This is a genomic window from Bradyrhizobium sp. WSM2793 (assembly GCF_000379585.1).
GTDB lineage: Bacteria > Pseudomonadota > Alphaproteobacteria > Rhizobiales > Xanthobacteraceae > Bradyrhizobium.
Genome location: NZ_KB902768.1, coordinates 241,113 through 263,856, shown reverse-complemented (window position 1 = coordinate 263,856; position 22,744 = coordinate 241,113). Strand labels below are relative to the sequence as shown.

The 22,744-nt window shown below is 65.2% G+C and carries 22 protein-coding genes; 13 read left to right on the top strand and 9 right to left on the bottom strand.

Translation table 11 applies throughout. The features are described 5' to 3' along the window. Window positions 1-27: 27 nt before the first annotated feature. From A3AS_RS0101155 to A3AS_RS0101140, 4 genes are all read right to left on the bottom strand, one after another. A complete protein-coding gene (locus tag A3AS_RS0101155; protein ID WP_018315768.1) occupies window positions 28-372 on the bottom strand; it encodes a DUF1491 family protein in 345 nt (114 codons plus the stop codon). Between the two features lie 53 nt (window positions 373-425). After that, on the bottom strand, window positions 426-635 hold the full coding sequence (locus tag A3AS_RS0101150; protein ID WP_026201548.1) for a hypothetical protein: 210 nt from the start codon (window positions 633-635) through the stop codon (window positions 426-428). Window positions 636-789: 154 nt separating this feature from the next. Further along, window positions 790-1,500 (bottom strand): peptidoglycan-binding domain-containing protein, encoded by a 711-nt coding sequence (locus A3AS_RS0101145; protein WP_018315766.1) that lies wholly within the window; start codon window positions 1,498-1,500, stop codon window positions 790-792. Next, window positions 1,493-3,358 (bottom strand): ATP-binding protein, encoded by a 1,866-nt coding sequence (locus tag A3AS_RS0101140; protein WP_026201547.1) that lies wholly within the window; start codon window positions 3,356-3,358, stop codon window positions 1,493-1,495. Before A3AS_RS0101140 ends, A3AS_RS0101145 begins: the two co-directional genes overlap by 8 nt. A 410-nt stretch (window positions 3,359-3,768) precedes the next feature. On the opposite strand from A3AS_RS0101140, the gene A3AS_RS0101130 reads away from it, so the two are divergent. Both A3AS_RS0101130 and A3AS_RS0101125 read left to right on the top strand, forming a co-directional pair. Next, the gene (locus A3AS_RS0101130) at window positions 3,769-4,221 is read left to right on the top strand and encodes a DUF5330 domain-containing protein (protein ID WP_018315763.1); all 453 of its coding nucleotides are present in this window, start codon (window positions 3,769-3,771) and stop codon (window positions 4,219-4,221) included. Between the two features lie 67 nt (window positions 4,222-4,288). Beyond that, a complete protein-coding gene (locus A3AS_RS0101125) occupies window positions 4,289-4,717 on the top strand; it encodes a SufE family protein (protein WP_018315762.1) in 429 nt (142 codons plus the stop codon). Window positions 4,718-4,877: 160 nt separating this feature from the next. On the opposite strand, the gene A3AS_RS0101120 is transcribed toward A3AS_RS0101125, so the two are convergent. Next, a complete protein-coding gene (locus A3AS_RS0101120; RefSeq protein ID WP_018315761.1) occupies window positions 4,878-5,297 on the bottom strand; it encodes a MucR family transcriptional regulator in 420 nt (139 codons plus the stop codon). Window positions 5,298-5,430: 133 nt separating this feature from the next. Beyond that, a complete protein-coding gene (locus A3AS_RS0101115; protein WP_018315760.1) occupies window positions 5,431-6,333 on the bottom strand; it encodes a hypothetical protein in 903 nt (300 codons plus the stop codon). A 312-nt stretch (window positions 6,334-6,645) separates the two neighbouring features. Between A3AS_RS0101115 and A3AS_RS0101105 the strand changes: the two genes are divergently transcribed. After that, on the top strand, window positions 6,646-8,295 hold the full coding sequence (locus A3AS_RS0101105) for a glycosyltransferase family 39 protein (protein WP_018315758.1): 1,650 nt from the start codon (window positions 6,646-6,648) through the stop codon (window positions 8,293-8,295). A 181-nt stretch (window positions 8,296-8,476) separates the two neighbouring features. After that, the gene (locus A3AS_RS0101100) at window positions 8,477-9,256 is read left to right on the top strand and encodes a class II aldolase/adducin family protein (RefSeq protein ID WP_018315757.1); all 780 of its coding nucleotides are present in this window, start codon (window positions 8,477-8,479) and stop codon (window positions 9,254-9,256) included. A gap of 221 nt (window positions 9,257-9,477) precedes the next feature. Here A3AS_RS0101100 and A3AS_RS0101095 read toward each other — a convergent pair whose 3' ends face one another. From A3AS_RS0101095 to A3AS_RS0101085, 3 genes are all read right to left on the bottom strand, one after another. After that, window positions 9,478-10,872: a M20/M25/M40 family metallo-hydrolase gene (locus A3AS_RS0101095; RefSeq protein WP_018315756.1), complete on the bottom strand. Its 1,395-nt coding sequence runs from the start codon at window positions 10,870-10,872 to the stop codon at window positions 9,478-9,480. A 25-nt stretch (window positions 10,873-10,897) separates the two neighbouring features. Then, on the bottom strand, window positions 10,898-12,226 hold the full coding sequence (locus A3AS_RS0101090) for a glycosyltransferase family 87 protein (RefSeq protein WP_018315755.1): 1,329 nt from the start codon (window positions 12,224-12,226) through the stop codon (window positions 10,898-10,900). 386 nt (window positions 12,227-12,612) lie between these two features. Beyond that, window positions 12,613-14,235, bottom strand: a complete 1,623-nt coding sequence (locus A3AS_RS0101085; protein WP_018315754.1) for a helicase HerA-like domain-containing protein — start codon at window positions 14,233-14,235, stop codon at window positions 12,613-12,615. 348 nt (window positions 14,236-14,583) lie between these two features. Between A3AS_RS0101085 and A3AS_RS0101080 the strand changes: the two genes are divergently transcribed. The 9 genes from A3AS_RS0101080 to A3AS_RS0101040 all read left to right on the top strand — a co-directional run bounded on the left by A3AS_RS0101080 (window position 14,584) and on the right by A3AS_RS0101040 (window position 22,743). Continuing rightward, the gene (locus A3AS_RS0101080) at window positions 14,584-14,949 is read left to right on the top strand and encodes a hypothetical protein (RefSeq protein ID WP_018315753.1); all 366 of its coding nucleotides are present in this window, start codon (window positions 14,584-14,586) and stop codon (window positions 14,947-14,949) included. A gap of 26 nt (window positions 14,950-14,975) precedes the next feature. Then, window positions 14,976-15,383: a DUF4332 domain-containing protein gene (locus tag A3AS_RS0101075; protein WP_018315752.1), complete on the top strand. Its 408-nt coding sequence runs from the start codon at window positions 14,976-14,978 to the stop codon at window positions 15,381-15,383. Between the two features lie 229 nt (window positions 15,384-15,612). Beyond that, window positions 15,613-16,473 carry a dihydropteroate synthase gene (gene folP, locus A3AS_RS0101070; RefSeq protein WP_018315751.1) on the top strand — a complete coding sequence of 287 codons (861 nt, stop codon included), beginning with the start codon at window positions 15,613-15,615 and terminating at the stop codon, window positions 16,471-16,473. Then, a complete protein-coding gene (gene folB / locus A3AS_RS0101065) occupies window positions 16,470-16,838 on the top strand; it encodes a dihydroneopterin aldolase (RefSeq protein ID WP_018315750.1) in 369 nt (122 codons plus the stop codon). The genes folP and folB overlap by 4 nt, the downstream gene beginning before the upstream one ends. Next, window positions 16,838-17,329 carry a 2-amino-4-hydroxy-6-hydroxymethyldihydropteridine diphosphokinase gene (gene folK / locus A3AS_RS0101060; protein ID WP_018315749.1) on the top strand — a complete coding sequence of 164 codons (492 nt, stop codon included), beginning with the start codon at window positions 16,838-16,840 and terminating at the stop codon, window positions 17,327-17,329. Before folB ends, folK begins: the two co-directional genes overlap by 1 nt. A gap of 81 nt (window positions 17,330-17,410) precedes the next feature. Next, window positions 17,411-19,282, top strand: coding sequence for a methylmalonyl-CoA mutase family protein (locus A3AS_RS0101055; protein ID WP_018315748.1), 1,872 nt, complete (start codon window positions 17,411-17,413; stop codon window positions 19,280-19,282). Then, window positions 19,279-19,743, top strand: coding sequence for a GFA family protein (locus tag A3AS_RS0101050; protein WP_018315747.1), 465 nt, complete (start codon window positions 19,279-19,281; stop codon window positions 19,741-19,743). The genes A3AS_RS0101055 and A3AS_RS0101050 overlap by 4 nt, the downstream gene beginning before the upstream one ends. 16 nt (window positions 19,744-19,759) lie before the next feature. Beyond that, window positions 19,760-21,916, top strand: a complete 2,157-nt coding sequence (gene scpA, locus A3AS_RS0101045) for a methylmalonyl-CoA mutase (protein WP_026201546.1) — start codon at window positions 19,760-19,762, stop codon at window positions 21,914-21,916. Between the two features lie 38 nt (window positions 21,917-21,954). Further along, the gene (locus A3AS_RS0101040) at window positions 21,955-22,743 is read left to right on the top strand and encodes a DUF3298 domain-containing protein (RefSeq protein ID WP_018315745.1); all 789 of its coding nucleotides are present in this window, start codon (window positions 21,955-21,957) and stop codon (window positions 22,741-22,743) included. Window position 22,744: the final 1 nt, after the last annotated feature.

Here is a 22,744-nt window from a genome sequence, read left to right as displayed (position 1 = left end):
GGGCTCGCAACGACGGAAGAGCAGCAGTTACGTCTTCGCCAGTTCCAGAAAATGCCGCCCGCCGCGATCCTCGGTCTCGACGATCCAGGCGTCCGGATCGAAGCGGATTTCCTTGGCGAGACGCTCCTCGATCGTGTGCTCGGGCAGGGGTTGCTGCGCGACCGGCACGAAGAAGCGATCGACGGGACGGCCGTCGTCATAGACGGTCTGCGGCGCCGGCGCGTAGAGCATCGCATGGCCGTCGAGCAACGACACCTTCACGAACACCGCGCCCGCCTCCTCGGCCCCGCGACGACGCACCGCGCCGAACACGCCCTCGGTCTGGCACCGGCGCAGGTAGGCCGCGACCCATATGTTGGATTTCAAACGCATGAGTCGAACGATAGGCCAGCGTGACGCGCGCCGCCAGTCTCAGCGTCCGATTGTCACGCCTTGCTTACACGTTGCCCGCCGTTGATCTGGCGCGCAACGAGATATGACAGCGGCATCGCAAGCGCGAATCCCACGGCGACTGCATAGGGGATGTTCCTGATCGCGTCGGCGGCGAAACTCGGCACCATCAGCACGACGATCAGGCTGACGCCCGCCAGCGTCGTGCCCAGCATAATCCAGACCAGAACCGAGACCTTGAACATGACAATCTCTCTTCTTCGTTGAAGATGAGCGATCATGTTCCCCAACGCTGTCGACCGTCATTGATCCCAAGCAAATCGCCCGCGCGCGGGCGCGGCTTGGTCTGCGGCGCGCGATGGCCGGAATTGATCGGCGTCAATGACAGCGGGATGCGCGTTATTCGACGGGATGGCCGATCGCGGCGCCGAGCTCGCGCAGCAGCCGGTCGGACAGCTGGCCAGTGACCTGCATCTTGTGCTCGCGCTCGAACTTCTGGATCGCGGACTGGGTCTCACCGCTCATCGTGCCCGTGATCTTCAAATTGCCGTAGCCATATTCGGACAGCGCGCGCTGCACGCCGGCGATACGCCGTGCGGCGGGGCTCTGCGGCACCGGAATCGGCGCGGGCGGACGCATGGCGGACGGCGGCGTCGAGGTCGTCGCCTTGACCAGATTGGTCATGGGATCACTGCCCGCCCGCGGCGTCGATGCAGTCGCCTCGACGGGCTTTTCGGGCGGCTTCTCGGCGGCTCGCTCGGCAGGTTTCGGCTCGGCGCGGAACTCCGTCGCGCGCGGCTCCAGCGGCGAGGTATCGGCACCGACCGGGCGCGGACGCGGCATTGGGTTCGACAGCGCCACGGCGGACGGCGCGGGAAGATTGATCACGGTGCCGAACATCGGCGCCGGATGGCGGCCGGTCTGCAGGAACAGCGCATTGGCAACGATCGCGCCGATCGCGGCGACGGCGACGAGACCGGCCAGCGTGTCCTTCGGGCTGTGCAGCAGCACGCGCATCACGAGGTTGCGCTCGGTCTCGACATCGATGACCGCGGCCTTCGCGCCACGGCGGCGCGGAGCGGCTTCGTCCTTGGCAGACTTCTTAGGCACTTTTCTTCACCAGAGCGGGTTGGTCCTGAGACTGGTCGTGAGTTTGGTCCTGAAGGTCCTGGCGCAGCACCGGCGTCAGCGTCGCGACCTTGCTCTCGACCGGCTTGACTTGCGGCGGCGTGTAGACGAGCGGCAGCCTGACGGTGACGGCGGTGCCCTCTCCCAACCTGCTTTGTACCGTCAATTCGCCGAGATGCAACGCCACGAGACTCTTCACGATCGAAAGTCCGAGGCCGGTTCCCTCGTGACGGCGCTGATAGGTCTTGCCCGCCTGGAAGAACGGCGCGCCGATGCGCTTGAGATCGTCGGGCGCGATGCCGACGCCGGTGTCGCTGATGCGCAGCGTCAGCTGCGAACCCGACACGGCAGCGGTTACCGAGACCTGACCGCCGCGCTCTGTGAACTTGATGGCGTTGGCGACGAGATTGAGCACGATCTGCTTGAATGCCCTGGGATCGCCGGTCATGACAGGCAGATCCTGCGGCGCATCGGTGATGAGGTCGATGCCGTTCTCCCGCGCCTTCAGCGCCAAGAGATTGCAGCAATGCAACAGCGAAGCGCGCGGCGCGAACGGCTCGGACGCGATCTCGAAATTGCCCGACTCCATCTTGGACATGTCCAGGATGCCGTTGACGACCGACAGCAGATGCTGGCCGGAATCGTTGATGAGCTGGGCATATTCCTGGCGCTGGGCCGAGCCCAGCATCAGGGTCTGCTCCTGCGCGATCATCTCGGAGAAGCCGATGATGGCGTTCAGCGGCGTGCGCAGCTCGTGGCTCATGGTGGCGAGGAAGCGCGTCTTGGCGGCATCGGCAGCTTCCGCGGCACTGCGCGCCTGATCCAGCGCCTGCTCGGACAGCTTGTGGTCGGTGACGTCGCGCATCACGGCGACGACTTCGGCCTCGCGCATGACGTCGCCATGAGGATTTTGGCCGATATCCCGGTCGAGCGGGCGGCAGCGCATCTCGACCCAGAGGAAATCGACCTGACCGCGCTCCGAACCGTCGGGCTCTCGCCGCAGCCGGAACTCGATGCTGCGCACATCGCCGCGCGCGGCATCGGAGAGCGCGGTGAGATAGGCCGGGCGATCGGCGACATGGACGCGGTCGAACAGGCCATGCCCGAGCAGTTGCGCCACCGGCGTGCCGAGCATCGCTTCCGCCGCGGGCGAGATGAACTGCACCGCACCGTTGCGCCGATGCCGCGAGACGACGTCGCTCATGTTGCGGGCGAGCAGGCGATAACGCTCCTCCTCACGCGAGAGCAGCGCCACGCTGGTGCGCGCCAGCGATTCGGCGCCGAAGGCAAGGCCGGCGGCATAGAGCGTCGCCGAGACGACGCCGCACGCCATCAGCACGCCGCGTTCAGCAGGGCTGGTGTCTGCAACCGGCAGCCAGCCGAGCTGGCCGACGAGGATCAGGAGTCCTGCACAGGACAGCGCGAGCAAGGATGCGAAGGCCGCGACGCGGCGCGAGGCCGACAGCGCGGCTTCGAGGGGAACCACGACCAGCCAGACCGCGGCGAATGATTCGATGCCGCCCGTGGTGCCCGCGACCGCCATGATCAGGCCGGCGAGCGCCAGCGACGACAGCACATGGGCGCCTTCATAGCGGCCGGTGCGCGACAGGAACCAGGACAGCAGGATCGGCGCGATCAGCCAGGCGAACGCGGCGACCTCGACCGCGCTCGGCGCGCCACGCATGGCGAGATAGACCGGGAATGCGGCAAAGGCGGCCAGGCTGCCGAGCAGCCGCGGCGCCATGAAGGCACGATGACGCGCCCGCATCAGCGCATCGTAACGCGCGGAGGGATGCAGCAGTGCATCGAGACAATCGCGGATGATACTCAAAACTGTCACGGGTCTCGCGCTTCGGCTCAATCGTCTTTTGGAAGACGCGCCGCAACGCCTCCTTGTCGTTGAGCCACCGTGTCAGAGCGACCTTAAACGAGTGCTAAGGCGGCTCGGTGTGCGGCCGGACGCCGGGACATCGCGGGGCTTTTTAGACGATTTGGCGACGTCTTCGGCGAGGATGGTGAACACAGGGTTTCACGCCTCCCGGCATGGTTTCGAATTGGTGGATATGCGTGCCAGCGAAATCACGGGCGCCGGCGTCAATCGAAAATTTACGACACCGTCGATCTCGAAGAATTTTGCGTAAATTTTCCGCGAATTAAGCTCAAGGCAATCACTTGCGATTTATCGAGAGTTGCTAGGTCCGACATCCGCGGAGTTCGCCGTGGACGGGATCGAACGTACAGGTCGCTAAGATGCGCTTTCTGCTCCGCATCACATTCTGGCTCGGGCTGGTGCTGGTGCTCCTGCCCAGGGACAAGACGCCCGAATCGGACAAGCTGCCGCAGATCGGTGCTGCCGATGCGGTGCAGGCTGCGACCGCGGCCGTCTCCGACATGACCCAGTTCTGCAAGCGCCAGCCGGCGGCCTGTGAGGTCGGCGGACAGGCCGCGACCATCATCGGCCAGCGCGCCCAGGACGGGGCGCGCAAGATCTACCAGATCATCAACGACAAGAAAGAGCAGATCTCCAACGACAAGAACGAGAAGACCGACAAGAACGACAAGAACGACAAGAAGGCGCCCGACCATACCGGCTCGATCGCGATGGCCGGCGAAGGCGATGCCGCATCGGCCGAGGCGCCGCGCGATACCCTGAGCCAGGACGACCTCGCGCTGGAATGGCGCGGCCCGGCGGCGGCGAATTAGCGCCCAAACCCTATCGATTTCATCTCCTCGCATCCTTATATTGGCCCTAACGGGAACACGGGCCAACATGACGACGATCGACGAAATCAGGGACAATTTCGAGCTTCTGGACGACTGGGACGACCGCTACCGGTACGTCATCGAGCTCGGCCGTACCCTGGAACCGATGCCCGAGGCGGAACACTCCGCCGAGAACAAGGTCAACGGCTGCGTCAGCCAAGTCTGGCTCCAGAAGCTGGTCGACCGCGGCCATGGCGCGCCGATCTTGAAATATCGCGGCGACAGCGACGCGCATATCGTGCGCGGGCTGGTCGCGATCGTGCTCTCGCTCTATTCGGGCCGCACGCCGCAGCAGATCCTCGATACCGACGCGATCGCGGTGTTCAACGAGTTCGGCTTTCGCGATCACCTGACGCCGCAGCGCTCCAACGGCCTGCGCTCGATGGTCGAGCGCATCAAGACCGATGCGAAAGAGGCGCTGGCGGAAGCGTCGTAAGAAGCTCTCGTAGGGTGGGCAAAGCGGCTTGTCCGCCGTAGCTCGAAGAGCGAAGGCGGAAGCGTGCCCACGATTTGCGTGTGACTGGTGAGAATTCGTGGGCACGTCGCGCAAGCACGCGCCTTTGCCCACCCTACCAGAGCTGGCCGAGCGAGCGATTCTACTTTCCCTTCTTCCGCTGCTGCTGTCCGAGGCCCATCTGCTTGGCCAATTGCGAGCGCGCCACCGCATAGTTCGGCGCGACCATGGGATAGTCGGCTGGCAGGCCCCATTTCTCGCGGTATTGCTCCGGCGTCATGTTATATTGCGTGCGCAGATGGCGCTTCAGCGACTTGAAGCGCTTGCCGTCTTCCAGGCAGACCAGATAGTCGGGCGCGATCGACTTCTTCAGCGAGACCGCCGGCTTGGCCGGCTCGAGCGGCGCGGTCTCGGTGCGACCTGACGACACCCGCACCAGGGCGCCATGCACCTGGCTGATCAGATTCGGAATCTCCGTCGCAGGCGTCGGATTGTTGCTGAGATAGGCCGACACGATGCTCGCCGTCAGCTCGATGAAATTCTTTGCCCCAGCGTCCGACATCGGCCCGCCCCTCCACTTGCGCCTCACGGGATAGACGACGCCGAACTATTCCGTGTCAACAGGACGTTCGGCTGAAACAAGGCGATGACCGACACGGTGGCGACAACGGCGCTCTAGTTCTGCGCGGCAGAGCTCAGGACCGCTGGTCGAGATGGGCGCGCAGCTCGTCGATCGAGGCAAAGCGCATCATGCCCTCCGGCATCTGCGCTTCGATCGAGCCGTCGGAATAGAGCGAATAGGCCATGCCGTCGACGATTCCGGATTTGAGCACGGTGACGGGCGGCTGCTCGACAGGTGGCGGTGGAGGCGGCGGCGGCTCGGGTGCAGGCGGAGCGGCCTCCGCAAAGGTCGATGGCGAGCGCGGCGGCGGCCGGCGCAAGGCGGCCGGCGGCTCCGGCGGACGCATGCGGTCCGGCTTCGGCCAGGCATCGTCGAAGCTTGCAGGCGGAGTATCCAGGGCCTCACCGGGCTCCGCAGGGAGCTGCGGCGGCGCGTCCTCGATGGCCTTCGCCTCCGCACGCTCCCGTTCCTTACGCGAGGTCGAGGCGAACAACAGGTTGCGCCGGCGCGGCGCTTCCGGAGCCGCGGGCGGCGTTGGAGCTTCCGGCACCGGCGGCGTCTCGACACGCGGACGCTCGCGCGCGGCGGCTTCGCTCTGCCACGGCGGCGGGCCTGCGGCGGGCGGCGGCGACGGTGGCGGCTCGATCCTTGCCTCGCCCCTTGCCGCCGCAGCGGGCATCGGCTCGGGCGCAGCAGCGCCTGGCACGGCAAGGCCCGGCCCGGATGCGGCGAGGCCCGGCAGCACGGGCCTGACCCGAACCTCGGACGGCGCACCGGCCAGCCGGCGCGCGAGGCCCTTCAGTTCCGTGACCACGACATAGAGGCCGGCCAGTAACAATCCGGAGCAGACGGAGATCGTGCCCGAGATTATGAGGGGGCTGCCGAGGCTGAACTCCCTGACGGAGAAGCCAAACAGGATCGAAAGGAAGCCCGCCACGACGGCGAAAATCCCCGCGATCAACAATGCCAGATTCATCGAACTCACCCCCGGTCGCCATCCACACGCGACAACCGCTACGCCACGATACCGTCATCCGGTGTTCCACGCCAACGAGGAATTGTCGGTAGCGTTCCTAAAGGGAAGGAAATCAGGGACTTATTCACATTCCCTTCAGCTACAGCTCGCTACTGCTTAGACTGCTCTCAAGTAACCGGAATTGCTGCGTCGCATCAGGAATTTAGCCATAATGCCCAATTACTTGGAAATGGAACTGCGCTATAGGGAGTCCGGGGTTGAGGCCCGCGCGCACCAGCAGGGCCAAGAGGGGATTCCGGGGCACCGATAGCCATGACATCCATCACGACTGCGGCGATCGACACGCCTCTGCGGCGCTCGGTCGAACGGACTTGCGACGATCTCGCCATGCTGGTGCTGGCCGCGGTCGCGGTCATTGCGGGCCTGACGTTCCGCGACTACGGCCTCGGCTGGGACGACTACACCCACGCTGAATATGCCGATTTGCTGCTGCGCATGTTCGGTTCCGGCTTCAAGGACACCGCGGCGCTCTCCTTCGCCAATCTCTACATGTATGGCGGCGGCTTCGACATGGTCGCGGCCCTCCTGCACAAGATCATTCCGCTCGAGCTGTTCGAGACGCGACGACTGGTCGGCGCCATCGTCGGCGTGGTCGGACTTGCGGTGACGTGGCGGCTCGGCCGCCGCATCGGCGGCCCCCTTGCCGGTCTTGCCTCGCTGCTGCTGCTCGCGCTGTGCCCGATCTTCTACGGCCACATGTTCATGAATCCGAAGGATGCGCCCTTCGCGGTGGCCATGATCATCCTGATGCTCGGCCTGGTCCGGCTCGCCGAGGAATATCCCAAGCCGTCGCCGCGCACGATCCTGATCGTCGGCCTGGGTGCCGGCCTTTCGCTGGGCTGCCGCGTTCTCGGCGGGCTCGCGCTGGTCTACGCCGTGCTCGGCTTCATCCCGCTGTTCCTGCAGGAACTGCGCAGCGAGGGCCTGCGCGAGTCGGTCCGCCGCTTCGCCCATGTCGTCTATGTGCTGCTGCCTGGCCTCGCGTTCGGCTACCTCGTGATGGGCCTGATCTGGCCGTGGTCGATCATGGAGCCCGGCAATCCCTTCGAGGCGCTGACCTACTTCTCGCACTTCTTCGAGAAGCCGTGGAAAGAGATGTTCGACGGCGCGATCGTGTCCGTGCCCGACATGCCCTGGTCCTATCTGCCGACGCTGTTCGCGCTGCAACTGCCCGAGGTGATGCTGGTGCTGATGGCCGGCGCCGTGGTCAGCACCTTCGCCATGCTGCCGCGCCGCGAGGTTCCGGCGCGGCGCAAAACCATCATGCTGATGCTGACGCTGGCAGCGACCCTGCCGCTCGCGATCGCGATGGTGAAGCGGCCGGCGCTGTACAACGGCATCCGCCATTTCGTGTTCGTGATCCCGCCGATGGCGGTGCTCGGCGGCGTCGCCTTCGCCTGGGCCATGGAGCGCCTGCGCGCCAATCACCGCACCTGGCAGCCGGTCGTGCTCGCCACGTTCTGCTTTGGCCTCGCGCTCTCGCTCGCCGAGATGATCCGGCTGCATCCCTATCAGTACACCCACTTCAACCACATCGCCGGCACCGTGCGCGGCGCCGACGACCGCTTCATGCTGGACTATTGGGGCCTCGCGCTGAAGCAGGCCTCGGATGAGCTGCGCGAGCAGATCGTCGAACGCCAGGAAGTGCCGCCGACCAATCGCAAATGGAAGGTCGCGGTCTGCGGTCCGCAGCGCCCCGCCCAGGTCGCGCTCGGGCCCGACTTCACCATCGGCTGGGATTCCAACGCGGCCGATTTCGCGATGACGCTCGGCGAGTTCTACTGCAAGGGCCTCACCGCGCCCGTGATGGTCGAGATCAAGCGCGACGACGTGGTGTTCGCCCGCGTCTACGACATCCGCGGCCGCAGCATTTCCAGCCTGCTCTCGATCCCGGCGCCGTAATATTCTTCTCCCGTAGCCCGGATGAGCGAAGCGACATCCGGGATCCCTCTCAGAGCGGTCCCGCATGTCGCTCCGCTCATGCGGGCTACGCTTGACTGCCGCGCGCTTGTCGCGCCTTGCTGCTTGCCACGAGCGGTACTACGCTCCCTCCCCGCAACAACGATGTTCGGAGAGATCAGCCATGTCGCCAGCGGAAGCGCGCCTGAAGGAAGTGCCGTCTCATATGACGGAGGCCGAGTGGCAGCAACGGGTCAATCTCGCCGCCTGCTACCGCCTTGTCGCGCTGTACGGCTGGGACGATCTGGTCGACACCCACATCTCTGCGCGCGTGCCCGGCCCCGACCATCATTTTCTCATCAATCCCTATGGGCTGATGTTCGACGAGATCACGGCCTCGAGCCTCGTCAAGGTCGATTTGCACGGCAACCAGCTCTCCGAGAGCGAATACAGCATCAACCCCGCGGGCTTCACCATCCATTCGGCGATCCACGAGGTGCGCGAGGACGCGATCTGCGTGCTGCATCTCCACACGCTCGACGGCACCGCGGTGTCGAGCAGCGCTGAAGGCCTGCTGCCGCTGAACCAGACCGCCCAGCTCGTCACCCACGACCTCGCCTATCATGACTATGAAGGCATCGCGCTCGATCACGACGAGCGGCCGCGGCTGCAGAAGGATCTCGGCGACCACAACCACATGCTGCTGCGCAATCACGGCACGCTCACCGTCGGTCGCTCGGTCGCCTCCGCCTTCGAGCGCATGTACCACCTCGAGCGCGCCTGCTCGATGCAGGTGCGCACGCGCGCGCTCGGCACGCCGGTCTACCCGGTCGACGATACCGCGATCGACAAGAACACCGAGCTGCTCGCCAACCGCGACCGCGCCGAGCTGCGCGCCACCAACCTCGTGTGGCCGCCGCTGCTGCGCAAGCTCGACCGCGAGCTCCCGGGCTACCGGTCTTGAGATTTTCGGGATTTGGTGTAGGGTAGCGCCCAACTAACCTCTACGCCTTTTGGAATGAAACGCCGCCCAATTCCGGGCGGCGTTTTTATTTTGGGGCGGTGGTCGCCACGACAGCAGAGCCGTAGGGTGGGCAAAGCGCAGCGTGCCCACGTTCTTTCGCGTTTGGTGAGAGATGGTGGGCACGGCGCTGTGCGCCTTTGCCCACCCTACGGCACCGTGCCCTACTTCACCTCCGCCAACGCCGCGAGGATGCGGGCCCATGAGCGGATGCCTTTCTGGAAGCTTCTCAAATCGTACTTCTCGTTCGGCGAATGGATGTTGTCGTCGTCCAATCCAAAACCGACCAGCAGCGAGTCGAGGCCAAGCGTGCGCTTGAAGTCGGCGACGATCGGGATCGAGGCGCCGGAGCCCATCAGCACGGTCTCCTTGCCCCATTCCTCCGTCAGCGCCTTGCTGGCGGCGGCGAGCGGCTTCATGTTCCAGTCGAGCGCGACGGCGGGCGCGGCGGAATGGTCGCCGAACTCGACCTTGCAGTCGCCGGGAATGCGCGCCGTCACGTAGTCGCGGAAGGCCTTGCGGATCTTTTGCGGGTCCTGCCCTTCGACCAGGCGGAACGAGACCTTGGCTGAAGCATGCGACGGGATCACCGTCTTGGAGCCCTCGCCGATATAGCCGCCCCAGATGCCGTTGACGTCGCAGGTCGGGCGCGATGAGGCCTGCTCGATCAGGAGGCGCCCCTTCTCGCCGGCCGGGATCGACAGGCCGATCGGTTTGAGGAACATCTCCGGCGTCAGATTGAGCTTCTTCCACTGCTCCAGGATATCAGGCGGCAGATCCTTCACGCCGTCATAGAAGCCGGGAATGGTGATGCGGTTGTCGTCGTCGAACAGGCCGCCCAGAATTTTCGTCAGCACCCGGATCGGGTTCATCGCGCTGCCGCCGAACACGCCGGAATGCAGGTCGCGATTGGCGGCGGTGATCTTCAGCTCCTCGTAGAGCAGGCCGCGCAGCGAGGTCGTGATCGCCGGCGTGTTGCGGTCCCACATGCCGGTGTCGCAGACCAGCACGTAGTCGGCTTTGAATTCCTCCTTGTTGGCCTCGATGAAGGGCACGAAGTTCTTCGAGCCGACCTCCTCCTCGCCTTCGATCAGGAACGTGATGTCGACCGGCAGCGAGCCCGTCACCTTCTTCCAGGCGCGGCAGGCTTCGACGAACGTCATCACCTGGCCCTTGTCGTCCTCGGCGCCGCGCGCGACGATGATCTTGCGGCCGTCGGCATGGTCGGTGACGACAGGCTCGAACGGCGGACGGTGCCAGAGATCGAGCGGGTCGACCGGCTGCACGTCGTAATGGCCGTAGAAGATCACATGCGGCCGCCCACCGGCTCCGGTCTTGCCGACGATGGCGGGATGGCCCGCGGTCGGCCTCACTTCAGTGGCGACACCGAGGCTCGCGATATCCTTGGCGAGATGCTCGGCCGCCGCCTTGCAATCCCCGGCGAAGGCCGGATCGGCGGAGATCGACTTGATCCGGAGCAGCGCGAACAGACGCTCCAGGCTGTTGTCGAAATCCTTGTCGATGTGGTCGAGCACGGATTGAAGCTGCGCATTGGCCATGGTCGTTGGTCCTGACGTTCGAGTCTCAAGAGGTACCGGGTTTTAGCGCCGTCGCGGGCTCGGAGCCAGCCGCAACGGGCGGATGCCGGATGTGCCATGCAAGACTACCTGCAAGAACGGCGGTCGCGAGGAGATTGTTGCCCCAAGCCTGGAGGACAGTTGGAAACCACGGCAGCGCCAGCAGCATGAGAATTCCGGCTGCGCCGAGGGCGAGCCAGGTTCCGAGACGCACATTCGCCCGTTCGTCGAAGGCGGCGCGATGCATCAGCACCGTCATCGGGAAGAACAGCCACATGAAGTAGTATTGCCGAGCCAAAGGCGAGGCCACCGTGATCAGGCAGAACAGGATGGCGAGCTCCTCGGCATCCGAGCGCGCCGTTCGCCGCGCTTGCTGCGGCATGATCGCGACGAAGCCGAGCCCGAGCAAGGCCGACAGCACCAGCACGATCCAGTTCGCCGTCCTGTAATCGACGTCGATGATGTTCATCGTGCGCGGCGGCTTGCCGGGATCCTCCAGATTGAAGTTGATCGGACGGACCAGGCGGTGCGTGACGGCGATGAGGGACTGGTTGACCCACGACCAGTTCTGCTCGTCACGCTGGCCAAAGCCCTTTTCCGAGCTCGTTCCGACCATGCCCTGATACCAGGTCGCAAGCTCGGCCGCGTTGCGCTCGAAGCCGCGGATCGGCGCCGGCACGACATAGAGCAGGATGCCGGTGAAGGCGACCGTGGCGGCGGCCGCCACCCATTTCCGCCGCCAGACCAGATACGGCAGGACCGCGATCGGAAACACCTTGATGACAGCGGCGAGCGCGAACATGAAGCCCGCTAGCCAGGGACGTTGATGCCGCAAGCTCCAGAAACCGTAGAGCATCATGGCCAGCAGGACGAGGTTCGGCTGGCCGAGGTCGAACATGTCGAACACGAACGGCACGGTGACGACGGCAGGCAGCGCCTCCAGCCAGCGGCCGGGGCTGCGCCCCGAGCCGGCCATGACCTGGGAGAACGTCCCGGTGTACCACCACGCCACGGCATTCAGGATCGACAGGACGACATAGAGCGAGATCTTGCCGAACCAGCTCGGGATCGCCAGCAGGATCGCCGGCAGCGGCGGATAGATGAACTCGAAATACTCGACGGCCGTGGCGGGATAGAGTGGCTCACCCTGCAAGACCTGCTGCCCGGCCCACAACCACAGCGGGTAATCCTTGGTCTTGCCGCTGCCGAAGATCTCGGGAACGAGCACGTCGGCGGTGAGCAGGACGCAGCAGAACAGAAACAGCAGGTCCAGCGGCGCGCGCAGCGACAGGCGTCTGGGCGCGTCAGGCTTGGCTAACGGGGCGGGCGGGGTCACGGGGTGGTCCTGTGCGGCGGCGAACAGGACGTAGCAGACCGGCGCAGGCTTGGAGAGCCCCTCACCTGAAATTGTACCGGGTGGTGATCGGACTTACCTGCGAGGTCAGGCATCGCGTTTGGCTTCTTGGTGGCGATCTGCGCACGCCTCGTCCTTCGAGACGACCGCTCCGCGGTCTCCTCAGGATGAGGCTAAACAGCATCGGCGCCCGTTGAAATGGCTGCTACGCGCTCCGCCCTCATCCTGGGGAGCCAGCCAAAGCGGGCGTCTCGAAGGATGGCCGCAAGGACGCCGCTGCTCACATGCGATCGCCCTGCCCCACGAACGGAGCGAGGTCGGTCGCACCAAGCGGAAGCGGATTGCCTGAAATGAGGTCTTTGGCGTGGCTACCGCCGCAGCAATCCGCCGAGCGCGCCGCGGACCAGCGTGCGGCCGATCGAGCCGCCAAGCTGGCCGCCGACCGACTTGCCGATATTGGCGGCCATCCCGCCGATCACCTGGTTGGTGACCGATCGCGTCACGTCCCGCGCAATGACCTGGCCGGTCGACAGGCGGCCGCGCTTGACGTTGGTGCCGAAGATAGTGCCGACGATCGAGCCGATCTGGCCGAGGAGCCCGCCGCCATTTCCGCCAGCCGGGCCGTCCGCTGTGGCCGCTGTGCCGGCGATGCGCTTCTGGATCATCTCGTAAGCGGACTCTTCATCGACCGCGGCGTCGTATTTGCCCTTCACCGGGCTCGCAGCCATGATCGCCTTGCGCTCGTCCGGCGTGATCGGCCCGATGCGAGCCGACGGCGGCCGGATCAGCACCCGCTCCACCATCGCCGGCGTGCCGTTGCCTTCGAGGAAGGACACCAGCGCTTCGCCCTTGCCGAGCTCCATGATCACCTTGGCGGTGTCGAGCTTCGGGTTGGGCCGGAAGGTCTGGGCCGCAGCGGCGACCGCCTTCTGGTCCCGCGGGGTGAAGGCGCGTAGCGCGTGCTGCACCCGGTTGCCGAGCTGTCCGAGCACGCGGTCGGGGACGTCGACCGGGTTTTGCGTCACGAAGTAGACGCCGACGCCCTTGGAGCGGATCAGGCGGACCACCTGCTCGATCTTGTCCATCAGCGCCTTGGGCGCATCGTTGAACAGCAGATGCGCCTCGTCGAAGAAGAACACGAGCTTTGGCTTGGGCAGATCGCCGGCCTCGGGCAGCTCCTCGAACAGCTCCGACAACATCCACAGCAGGAATGTCGCGTAAAGCCTGGGGTTCTGCAGCAGCTTGTCGGCGACCAGGATGTTGACCATGCCGCGGCCGTCGCGGTCGGTCTTCATGAAGTCCTTCAGCGTCAGCGCCGGTTCGCCGAAGAATTTGGTGCCGCCCTGGTTCTCCAGCACCAGCAGCTGGCGCTGGATGGTGCCGACGGTGGCCTTGGTGACGTTGCCGAAACCCTGCGCGGCCTTGCGGATGGCGGCGAGCGGATCCTCCCCCGCGTCCGCGCCCTTCTTCGCGCTATCGGGCACGATGGCGTCGAGCAGTGCGCGCAGATCCTTCATGTCGATGAGGGTCAGCCCGTTGTCGTCAGCGACGCGGAAGGCGACGTTGAGCACGCCCTCCTGCACGTCGTTGAGGTCGAGCATGCGCGCGAGCAGAAGCGGCCCCATTTCGGTGACGGTCGCGCGCACCGGGTGGCCCTGCTCGCCGAACACGTCCCAGAACACTGTCGAGAACTGGTCGGGCTGGAAATTCAGCCCCATTTCGGAAGCGCGCTTGAGGATGAAGTCTTTGGCCTCGCCAACCTCGGAGATGCCGGAGAGGTCGCCCTTGATGTCCGCCGCGAAGACCGGAACACCGGCGCGTGCAAATCCTTCCGCCATCACTTGCAGCGTCACGGTCTTGCCGGTTCCGGTTGCACCCGTGACGAGGCCGTGGCGATTGGCGAGCGCCAGCGTCAGCCATGCCTGCTCGTCTCCCTTGCCGACGAAGATCTTGTCGTCGGTATCGCCGAGCTTGCTGTCCTGTGCGGTCATTATTCTCTCTGATCTCTCTGCCGGGTTTCGCGTATTGAAACTCAAATGCACCAGTTCCGTAGTTTAACGCATGTTGCGCGCCGATTAAAACGGTTCAACATGGCCGAACATGCGACATAGTCGGAAACGGACGGACGACATCAGCCGAAAGTAGGAACGAGGCGTTCGCAACGCGGCAATTTTTCGCCGATTCCATCTCCGCTCTTGCATCGCTGCAACACTTTTCGCGCGTTCGAAGGTGAATCGCGACGACGCGTGCGTTCATCGCTTGAATTTCACATCACACCGGCTCAAGATCATTTTCGAAAGAAATACTCCGGCAAGCAAACCGGCTGAGGGGCGGGCCTTATGGACGAGCTGATCGGGCGGCTGGCGACAAACGCCAGCATAGATAGTGCTGTCGCTGAAAAGAGCGTCGGCATCATCCTGGGCTTCCTCCGCAACGAGGGTCCTTCCGACAGCGTGCAGGCCCTGATCGATCAGATCCCCGGAGCGGAAGCCGCGATCGAGGCATCCAGGAGCGGCGGCGGACTGTCGCGGCTGATGGGCGGCGGCTTGATGGCTGTCGGCACGCGCCTGATGGGCCTCGGACTTGGCATGTCGGAGATTCAAAACGTCGCCCGTGAACTTTTCCGCTTCGGCCGAGACAAAATCGGAGCAGATCAGATGGGCAAGATCGTTGCGGGGACGCCGGGCCTCAGCCAGTTCGCCTGAAGCTTTGGCAATTCATATCGAGTATCATGACATATCCGATCTCCGAGATTGAGGGCCTGTCGGTCTTTGCCGCCAACAAGTTGAAGGCGCAAGGCATCCGCACCACCGACGGGCTGCTCGAGGCGGCCGGCACGGTGAAGGGCCGCAAGGCGCTTTCCGCCAAGACCGGCATTAGCGAGCAGCTGCTGCTGGAATGGGCCAACGTCTCCGACTACATGCGTATTCCCGGCATGGGGCGGGCCAAGGTCGGCCTGGTCCGCGCCGCCGGCGTCACCACCGTGCGCGAGCTCGCCTATCGGAATCCGGCAAGGCTCGCCCAGAGCATGCGCGACGCCAACGAAAAGAAGAAGCTGCTCCGCATCCTGCCTTCCGAGAAGTCGGTCGGCGACATCATCGCCAAGGCGAAGAAGCTGCAGCCGAAGATTACGTATTAGTCCACTTGCTCTCTCCGTCATCCTGAGGTGCGAAACAAGGGACGCAAAGCGTCCCGTGGAGAGCCTCGAAGGATGCACTGCCACCGCCACATCCGCACGGAGAGAGCCGGGTCGTCGCCCTTCGAGGCTCGCCGAAGAGGCGCGCGCCTTAGGGTGACGGTCTCAGACCAGGGTTGTGCTGCGCCCTTCCGTCTTGACTCCCCCTCCCCGACCGCGCAAAGCGGGCGGCATGAATGCCTCGCCCTCCCCATCCGTCCCGCCCGCCGGCTCGGCCGGGCCAGATGCGCTGCGGAAACTGCTGGAACGACCGATCCCGGCGGTGATGGGCGTGCTCAACATCACCCCGGATTCCTTCTCCGATGGCGGCGAGTTCATCGCGCCCGAGCAGGCGCTCGCACGGGCGCGGGCGATGATCGCGGATGGCGTCGACATCATCGATATCGGCGCCGAATCCACCCGGCCCTACAAGGGCGCGAAGGCCGTCACGGCGGACGACGAACTCGCCCGGCTGAAGCCGGTGCTGGCGGGCGTGGTCGCGCTCGGCGTGCCGGTGTCGATCGATAGCATGAAGGCCGAGGTGGTGGCCTACGCGCTCGACCAGGGCGCGGCGATCGCCAACGACGTCTGGGGCCTGCAACGCGACGCCGCCATGGCGCCGCTGGTGGCCGCGAGAGGCGTTCCCGTCATCGTCATGCACAACCGCGACGACGCCGATCCCGCCATCGACATCATCACGGACATGAAGACGTTCTTCCTGCGCTCGCTGGATATCGCCGCAAAGGCCGGCATCGCGCGCGACAAGATCGTGCTCGATCCCGGCATCGGCTTCGGCAAGACTGCCGAGCAGAGCATGACCGCGCTGGCGCGCTTGCGCGAATTCGAGATGTTCGGCCTGCCGATCCTCGTCGGTGCCTCGCGAAAACGCTTCATCGCTTCGGTGTCGCCATCGGAGCCGAAGGACCGGCTCGCCGGCTCGATCGCCGCGCACCTGATCGCCGCACAGCGCGGCGCAAAGATCATCCGGACCCATGACGTCGCCGAGACCTTGCAGGCGCTGCGGGTGGCGAACGCAATCGAGGGCAAGCAATGACCGATACGATTTTCGTCACCGGCCTGTCGATCCACGCCCGCCACGGCGTGATGGATCACGAGACCGAAGTCGGCCAGCGCTTCGTCATCGATCTCGAACTCTATACCGACCTGTCGGAGCCCTCGCGCAGCGACCGGCTCGCCGACACCGTGTCCTATGCCGACGTCGTCGCGACGACCACGGCAGCGTTCAAGAATACCAATTACAAGCTTCTGGAGCGCGCCGCCGGCGCGGTGGCCGACGCCATCCTGTCGCACTTCCCACGTATCCGCGCCGTGAAGGTCACCGTGCACAAGCCGCATGCGCCGATCGCCGCGATCTTCGACGATGTCGGCATCATGCTGACCCGCTCGCGGCACCCCTGATGGCAAGCGTGCTGATCGCACTCGGCGGCAATGTCGGCGATGTCCGCGCGACATTCGCCAAGGCGATCGCGCACATCTGCGGCATGGCGCAAGGCGCCCTGATCGCGCGGTCCTCGGACTATGCCACGCCGCCCTGGGGCGACGAACAGCAGGACCCCTTCATCAATGCCTGCATCGAGATCGAGACCGACCTCGATCCGCACGCGCTGCTGTTCGTGCTGCAGAAGGTCGAGCAGAAATTCGGCCGTACGCGGAACAAGGAGCGGCGCTGGGGCCCGCGCACGCTCGATCTCGACATGATCGCCTATGACGATGTCAGCTTGCAGAAGCCGGACCTGACCTTGCCGCATCCGCGCCTGTTCGAGCGCGCTTTCGTGCTGGTGCCGCTGGCCGAGATTGCACCCGACCGCGTGATCTCGGGCATTCCAGTGCGTGACGGGCTCGCCAGCGTCTCGACGCAAGGCATTGAGCGGCTTCCGGATACCGGTTAACCAAAAACAACCGTTTGCAGGGGCGGCCCGCCGTGGCAATTTCGCCTGCGAATAACGATACGTTTGGGAGCCCTTGGCCGCATGACCTCCATGACTGACGACCTGCCGCTGGCGGCCGATTTTCCCAAGAGGACCGTCGAGGATTGGCGCAAGCTGGTCGACGGCGTTCTGAAGGGCGCGCCGTTCGAGAAGCTGGTCGGCAAGACCTATGACGGCCTCAAGATCGATCCGCTCTATCCGCGCGCCAAGGGTGTCGCGCCCGTCGTGGGTCGACCAGCCGCCGCACCCTGGCAAATCATCCAGCGGATCGACCATCCCGACGCGGCGCTCGCGAATGCACAGGCGTTGCAGGATCTGGAGAACGGCGCGACCGGGCTCGCGCTGGTGTTCGCCGGCGGCAGCGGCGCTCACGGGTTCGGTCTGGAACCTTCGGCCGAAGCCATCGCAAGGGTCTTGAAGGACATCCATCTCGATGCCGGCATCGGCCTCGAGCTTCAGATCGGACCGCAATCGCGGATGGCCGCGATCCATGTCGCGGAATATGTGAAGAGCAGCGGCCTCGATCCCGCCGCCTGCAACATCCGCTTCGGGCTCGATCCGCTCGCGGCGGGCGCGGTGTGGGGTCACAGTCCCTATACCTGGGAGGAGATCGCCCCTGCCGTCACCGGCGCGATCAAGGGCCTCGCCGGGCTTGGTTTCAAGGGACCGTTCGCGTCCGCCGACGGACGCGTGATCCACGATGCCGGCGGCTCCGAGGTGCAGGAGCTCGCCTTCGTGCTCGCCTGCGGCGTCGCTTATCTGCGCGCGATCGAAGGCGCCGGCATTCCGCTCGAAGCCGCGCAAGGCATGGTCTATGCGCGGCTTGCCGCAGATGCCGACCAGTTCCTGACCATGGCGAAATTCCGCGCGCTGCGGCTGTTGTGGGCGCGCATCGAGACAGCGTGCGGGCTCACGCCCAAACCGCTGTTCATCGCCGCCGACACGGCTTGGCGCATGCTGACGCAGCGCGACCCTTACGTGAACATGCTGCGCGCGACCATCGCGACATTCGCGGCGGGGCTGGCCGGCGCCAACGCGATCACCGTGCTGCCGCATACGCTGGCCCTCGGCCTGCCCGATCCGTTCGCGCGCCGTGTGGCGCGCAATACGCAGCTCCTGCTGCTGGAAGAGAGCAACCTCGCCAAGGTCTCTGATCCCGCGGCCGGCGCAGGCGGCATCGAGACGCTGACCGCGCAGCTTTGTGAGGCGGCCTGGACCCTATTCCAGGAGAGCGAGACAGCCGGCGGTGCGTTTGCCGCGCTTCAGCAAGGCCTGTTTCAGGGCAAGGTCGCGGCCGCGCGAAAAGCGCGTGACGCCAACATCGCAAAGCGTCGCGACGTGCTGACCGGCGCCAGCGAGTTTCCGAACCTGCACGAGAGCGAGACCGCGGTGCTGAAAGCGACGCCGGTCGAGCTGGCACCGTACGGCGAGCAGAAATACAAGTTCGATCCGCTGCCGCCGATCCGGCTGGCGGAACCGTTCGAGGCGCTGCGTGACAAATCCGACGCGGCGCTGAAGGCGCGGGGCTCCCGGCCGAAAGTGTTCCTGGCCAATCTCGGCACGGCCGCCGATTTCACGGCGCGCGCGACCTTTGCCAAGAGCTTCTTCGAAGCCGGCGGCATCGAAGCCCTCGATAGCGAGGGCTTTGCCGATGCGGCCAAGGTGGCTGCAGCGTTCAAGGCCTCGGGCGCCGAGCTTGCCTGTCTTTGTTCCAACGACAAGGTCTATGCGGAACACGCCGAAGCTGCAGCGAAGGCCCTGCAAACGGCCGGCGGTCGACATATCTATCTGGCAGGCCGCCCGACTGAGGCCGAGGCGGCGCTGCGGGCCGCCGGCGTCACGGGTTTTGTCTTCGCCGGAGGCGATGCGCTTGCCACGCTGCAAGACGCCTATCGACGGATGGAACAGAAATGACCGAACCAGGCAAACCAGTTCTCACCGGCGGCTGCCAATGCGGGGCCGTGCGCTTTGGCGTCACGACGGCGCCAACCAGGATTTCGATCTGTCACTGCCGCATGTGCCAGAAGGCGGCCGGCGCGCCGTTCGCCTCCTTTGCCGACATCAACAAGACGGACTTTGCCTGGACCAAGGGGCAGCCGTCGTTCTTCCGCTCCTCCACCATCGCCGAACGCGGCTTTTGCGCCGGCTGCGGCACGCCGCTGAGCTTCGGCCGCATCGACGGCGACCGGATCGAGATCATGACCGGCGCGTTCGACCGTCCTGACCAGATTATTCCGACACGACAGTTCGGCACCGAATCCCGCCTCGGCTGGGTGGTGGGCATCGCCAATCTGCCGAGCCAGACCACGCAACAGAATTACGGACCGGAGAAGATGGCGACCATCGTCAGCCATCAGCATCCGGATCATGATTGAGGATATGGTTGAAACCATGAGCCGCATTCCCAATTTCGCAGACGTCGCATTCGAGCGTGCCGCCACCGCTGCACCGTCAGGCAGCGCCGAGCCTTGGCTGACGCCCGAGGGCATTCTGGTGAAGCCCGCTTATGGCGAGGCCGATCTTGCCGGGCTCGATTTCCTCGAGACCTATCCCGGCATCGCGCCTTACCTGCGCGGGCCCTACCCGACCATGTATGTCAACCAGCCCTGGACTATCAGGCAATATGCCGGCTTCTCCACGGCGGAGGATTCCAACGCGTTCTACCGCCGCAACCTCGCGGCCGGCCAGAAAGGCCTTTCCGTCGCCTTCGATCTCGCCACCCATCGCGGGTATGACAGCGATCATCCGCGTGTCGGCGGCGACGTCGGCATGGCCGGGGTTGCCATCGATTCCATCTACGACATGCGCACACTGTTCGCTGGGATTCCGCTCGACCAGATGAGCGTGTCCATGACCATGAACGGCGCGGTGCTGCCGATCCTCGCGCTCTACGTCGCTGCCGCCGAGGAACAGGGCGTGCCGCCGGAGAAGCTGTCGGGCACCATTCAGAACGACATTCTGAAAGAGTTCATGGTGCGCAACACCTACATCTATCCGCCGGCGCCTTCGATGCGGATCATCTCGGACATTTTTGCGTACACCTCGCAAAAGATGCCGAAATACAATTCGATCTCGATCTCCGGCTATCACATGCAGGAGGCTGGCGCGACGCAGGATCTCGAGCTCGCCTATACGCTCGCCGACGGCGTCGAATATTTGCGCGCCGGCCTAGCTGCAGGTCTCGACGTCGACCGCTTCGCGCCGCGCCTGTCGTTCTTCTGGGCGATCGGCATGAACTTCTTCATGGAAGTCGCCAAGCTGCGCGCCGCGCGCCTGCTCTGGGCGAAGCTGCTCAAGCCCTTCAACCCCAAAGACCCACGCTCGCTGTCGCTGCGCACGCATAGCCAGACCTCGGGCTGGTCGCTGACCGCGCAGGACGTCTTCAACAACGTGATGCGGACCACCGTCGAGGCGATGGCGGCAACGCAAGGCCACACCCAGTCGCTGCACACCAACGCCCTCGACGAGGCGCTGGCGCTGCCGACCGATTTCTCGGCGCGCATCGCCCGCAACACCCAGCTGTTCCTGCAGCAGGAGAGCGGCACCACCCGCATCATCGACCCCTGGGGCGGCTCGTATTATGTCGAGCGTCTCACGCGCGACCTCGCGGCGAAAGCATGGGGCCACATCCAGGAGGTCGAGGAGCTCGGCGGCATGGCGAAGGCCATCGAGGCCGGCCTGCCGAAGCTGCGCATCGAGGAGGCCTCCGCCAAGACGCAGGCGCGGATCGACGCCGGCAAGCAGGCGGTGATCGGCGTCAACAAGTACAAGCCGACCGACGAGGCGCCGATCGACATCCTCAAGGTCGACAACACCAATGTCCGCCGCCTGCAGATCGACAAGCTGACGCGGCTGAAGAGCGAGCGCAACCAGAAGGACGTCGATGCCGCGCTCGCCGCGCTGACGCGCTCGGCCGGCGAGGGCAATGGCAATCTGCTCGCGCTCGCGATCGACGCGGCGCGCGCCAAGGCGACCGTCGGCGAAATCTCCGACGCGATGGAGAAGGTGTTCGGCCGACACCGCGCTGAAATCAAGTCCATCACCGGCGTCTACAAGCGGGAGGCGTCCACCATGGGCAATCAGGTCGAGAAGGTTCAGGCGCTGATCGACGCCTTCGAGGAGGCCGAGGGCCGCCGCCCGCGCATCCTCGTCGCCAAGATCGGCCAGGACGGCCACGACCGCGGCCAGAAGGTGATCGCGTCCGCGTTTGCCGACATCGGCTTCGACGTCGACATCGGGCCGCTGTTTGCCACCGCCGATGAGGCCGCGCGGCAGGCGGTCGAGAACGACGTGCACATCCTCGGCGTCTCCTCGCTCGCCGCGGCCCACCTCACCGCCGTGCCGGAGCTGAAGGCGGCGCTCAAGAAGCAGGGCCGCGACGACATCATGATCATCGTCGGCGGCGTGGTGCCGCCGCAGGATTACGACGCGCTCTACGCCGCCGGCGCTGAAGCGATCTTCCCGCCGGGCACGGTGATCGCGGACGCCGCCGAGGAGCTGATCCGCAAGCTGAATGCGCGGCTCGGCCATAGCGAGGCGGCGGAGTAGCTTCGCCGTCTATTTCCCGACAAGAAGGAATTTGCGTGATGTTTTTCGCGCCAATGTTCATGCGCGCGCTCAGCGTCGCCACGGTTTGCAGCGCGCTGTTCGGTCCCGCCCACGCCGCCGACCCCAAGCCCGACGCCGCCGTCAAGACCAAGAGCATCGAGGCGCGCATGTTCCTCGACGACAGGATCAAGGCGGATACGGCGCTGGTGGCGGATTGCGTCGCGGAGGGCAAAAAATGGCTCAACAAGAATGCCGCCGAAGCTGCCGCCGCGCGCAAAGCCGACCCGCAATTCTTCAAGGACGGTGGCTGGGATTTCGAGCGCAAATATTTGGTCCGCTCCGTCGTTGCCGACCGCTATGTCAGCCTTCTGCGCAACGACTACATGGATACGCACGGTGCCCACCCCAATTCCGATGTGGACACCATCCTCTGGGACAAGAGCGAGACCAAGCGCATCTCGATCCGCCCGTTCTTCACCGAGACCGCCGACAGGGGGCCGACCATGACGGCGATGGCGAAGGCCATCATCGCCTCGCTCAAAGCCGAGAAGAAGAAGCGCGGCACCAGCCAGACCGCGACCGACGAATGGTTCAAGGGCGTCGCGCCGAGCCTGCTCAAGATCGGCGCGGTGACGCTCGCGCCGTCGACCGAGGCAGGCAAGAGCTCCGGCCTCACCTTCCACTATCCGCCCTACGCCGTCGGCCCCTACGCCGAGGGCGAGTATGTCGCCTTCGTGCCGTGGGAGACGCTGAAGCCGTATCTCACCGCGGAAGGCGCGCGCATCTTCGCCGGCGCGCGGCCGAAGGGCGACGCCGAGGAGCCGTGAG

Excerpts from the sequence above, each read along its gene's own strand:
- A3AS_RS0101155 (WP_018315768.1), bottom strand. The coding sequence starts at position 372 with ATGCGTTTGAAATCCAACATATGGGTCGCGGCCTACCTGCGCCGGTGC.
- A3AS_RS0101150 (WP_026201548.1), bottom strand. The coding sequence starts at position 635 with ATGTTCAAGGTCTCGGTTCTGGTCTGGATTATGCTGGGCACGACGCTG.
- A3AS_RS0101130 (WP_018315763.1), top strand. The coding sequence starts at position 3,769 with ATGCGCTTTCTGCTCCGCATCACATTCTGGCTCGGGCTGGTGCTGGTG.
- A3AS_RS0101125 (WP_018315762.1), top strand. The coding sequence starts at position 4,289 with ATGACGACGATCGACGAAATCAGGGACAATTTCGAGCTTCTGGACGAC.
- A3AS_RS0101120 (WP_018315761.1), bottom strand. The coding sequence starts at position 5,297 with ATGTCGGACGCTGGGGCAAAGAATTTCATCGAGCTGACGGCGAGCATC.
- A3AS_RS0101115 (WP_018315760.1), bottom strand. The coding sequence starts at position 6,333 with ATGAATCTGGCATTGTTGATCGCGGGGATTTTCGCCGTCGTGGCGGGC.
- A3AS_RS0101105 (WP_018315758.1), top strand. The coding sequence starts at position 6,646 with ATGACATCCATCACGACTGCGGCGATCGACACGCCTCTGCGGCGCTCG.
- A3AS_RS0101100 (WP_018315757.1), top strand. The coding sequence starts at position 8,477 with ATGTCGCCAGCGGAAGCGCGCCTGAAGGAAGTGCCGTCTCATATGACG.
- A3AS_RS0101095 (WP_018315756.1), bottom strand. The coding sequence starts at position 10,872 with ATGGCCAATGCGCAGCTTCAATCCGTGCTCGACCACATCGACAAGGAT.
- A3AS_RS0101085 (WP_018315754.1), bottom strand. The coding sequence starts at position 14,235 with ATGACCGCACAGGACAGCAAGCTCGGCGATACCGACGACAAGATCTTC.
- A3AS_RS0101080 (WP_018315753.1), top strand. The coding sequence starts at position 14,584 with ATGGACGAGCTGATCGGGCGGCTGGCGACAAACGCCAGCATAGATAGT.
- A3AS_RS0101075 (WP_018315752.1), top strand. The coding sequence starts at position 14,976 with ATGACATATCCGATCTCCGAGATTGAGGGCCTGTCGGTCTTTGCCGCC.
- folP (WP_018315751.1), top strand. The coding sequence starts at position 15,613 with ATGAATGCCTCGCCCTCCCCATCCGTCCCGCCCGCCGGCTCGGCCGGG.
- folB (WP_018315750.1), top strand. The coding sequence starts at position 16,470 with ATGACCGATACGATTTTCGTCACCGGCCTGTCGATCCACGCCCGCCAC.
- folK (WP_018315749.1), top strand. The coding sequence starts at position 16,838 with ATGGCAAGCGTGCTGATCGCACTCGGCGGCAATGTCGGCGATGTCCGC.
- A3AS_RS0101055 (WP_018315748.1), top strand. The coding sequence starts at position 17,411 with ATGACCTCCATGACTGACGACCTGCCGCTGGCGGCCGATTTTCCCAAG.
- A3AS_RS0101050 (WP_018315747.1), top strand. The coding sequence starts at position 19,279 with ATGACCGAACCAGGCAAACCAGTTCTCACCGGCGGCTGCCAATGCGGG.
- scpA (WP_026201546.1), top strand. The coding sequence starts at position 19,760 with ATGAGCCGCATTCCCAATTTCGCAGACGTCGCATTCGAGCGTGCCGCC.
- A3AS_RS0101040 (WP_018315745.1), top strand. The coding sequence starts at position 21,955 with ATGTTTTTCGCGCCAATGTTCATGCGCGCGCTCAGCGTCGCCACGGTT.